Source organism: Paenibacillus antarcticus, assembly GCF_001637225.1.
Lineage (GTDB): Bacteria > Bacillota > Bacilli > Paenibacillales > Paenibacillaceae > Paenibacillus_AQ > Paenibacillus_AQ antarcticus.
This window is the reverse complement of the sequence record NZ_LVJI01000045.1, coordinates 1-1,823: the sequence shown is the minus strand read 5'-3', so window position 1 is coordinate 1,823 and position 1,823 is coordinate 1. Positions and strand designations below refer to the sequence as shown.

The window sequence follows — 1,823 nt, the reverse complement described above, 5'->3', positions numbered from 1 at the left end:
TTAGAAAGATCGAAATGCTCATTTTGAAACAAACTGGCTAGAATTTACATTCTCTATCAAATGATTTCTCATTTGTTTTGATTTCACTTATCGCAAAATCTACTCACTCGTTGTTCAGTTTTCAAAGACCAATTATTTCGTTTTGTTAGCACCGCATGTTCTCGGCGACAACTTCTATATCATATCATGTCCGGTTCGTTTATGCAAGCTTTTTTTTCGATTTAAGTTTCATTCGATAATGGCTTGCCGATTCAACAAATGTGTTATTTGTTGGCCGGAATAATAATATATCACGGCTTGCAAATGAATGCAAGTCTTTTTTTGATTAATTTTAAACTCTCTTATATTGAAGCGATTATCCAACAAATTGGGACGTAGTATCTATAAATCATTCATAAAAGGTCTTCAATCAACACACTTCCTAATTCAGTTTTCAATGAAAACGAAGGCTGTCTCTCGATCATCAGTTGTCACCTCAGAGATTTCTTTTCTACTTTCATTCTCATGGGTCCGCGCTACCAGTATGAATAGAAATCTAAAAAAGACTTGGCAATTATGAGTAAACTCAAAATAGTTATAACAGAAAACTCTGTCTTATGCAGTCGTTACGATTTGAATAGTACCCAACGGATACTAAGATGTAGCAATACTATAGAAATTTTATTTAATACATACCCAATTGTTTTTAAACAATAAGGGTTACAACACATTCTTTCCTCTTCCCGCAGCTGCAAACAACGATACCGCGATGTGCCATTGCCTAAATACCTTTCGACTCTCTAATGTAACGAATGAAGCAAAACAGTCCGGTAAAACTGCAATTTAATTAAATAAGAATATTTACGTAATGGTGGATATTTCTTTTTTGACAACACTAATTTGTGATAACTACTAAATGTAACTAGTACAAATAATAAGTCATTCAGTACTAAAGAAACGACCTCCCTCATTCAATATCAAAACAACGTTCTTTCTGAGAAAACTATAGTTAACAAGTCATAGAAAAGCATGCGTAAACTTATACAATTCAATTGAGATGGTATTCAGAAAAGAGCTAGAGCTACATAGCTGAAGGTGACCGATTCATTGGTGAATTAGGAGTAAATGTTATATTTAAGCTTCTGGAAATATTTATTAAATAGGGGTAGATGGTACGGTTTCAAAACCCACTTAGTAAGGCTCGATAACAACATTATTTCGTCATCTCTAGGATTGAAATTCAGACTTCTGTGTAAATAAAAAGAGGAAGCTAGTAATATTAGCCTCCTCTTTTTATTATCTTGCTATAGACAGAAGGTCATTCTACAAGCAACCTCTATTGGTACTCGTTACTACCCTTTGCAGTATCACCTTAGACGAAATGCAGCTAGAACGTTGCATCTTATAAAAATAATCTTTCAATACTCAATTATATTTACTTCAAATTCTATAAAGTACCTCCATTTAATAATTAATAATAGTAAATATTTTAGCTTAATCTTACAATTTCTCTGTAGCTTTCGTTATTTGCTGATCATTATCATAACTAACTTTTGGTGAACGTGTTCTGATTAATAACTTCTGTCACACCTATTTCAGAATAGATTTAAAAAACAAAAAAAGAACTACCGTTGATCGAACTCAACGGTAGTTCTTATGTGTGCTTGGCGACGTCCTACTCTCCCAGGACCCTGCGGTCCAAGTACCATCGGCGCTGGAGGGCTTAACGGTCGTGTTCGGGATGGGTACGTGTGGAACCCCTCCGCTATCGCCACCAAACGGTTTCAGCTTTATGCTGTTATTCAAGGTTTAATCCTTGAAAACTAGATACGAATGAATTTGCA

At 34.6% G+C, this 1,823-nt stretch carries 1 rRNA gene; it reads right to left on the bottom strand.

The features are described 5' to 3' along the window. Nucleotides 1-1,641 precede the first annotated feature (1,641 nt). Nucleotides 1,642-1,758: ribosomal RNA gene (rrf, locus tag PBAT_RS20950) — 5S ribosomal RNA — on the bottom strand. Nucleotides 1,759-1,823 lie beyond the last annotated feature (65 nt).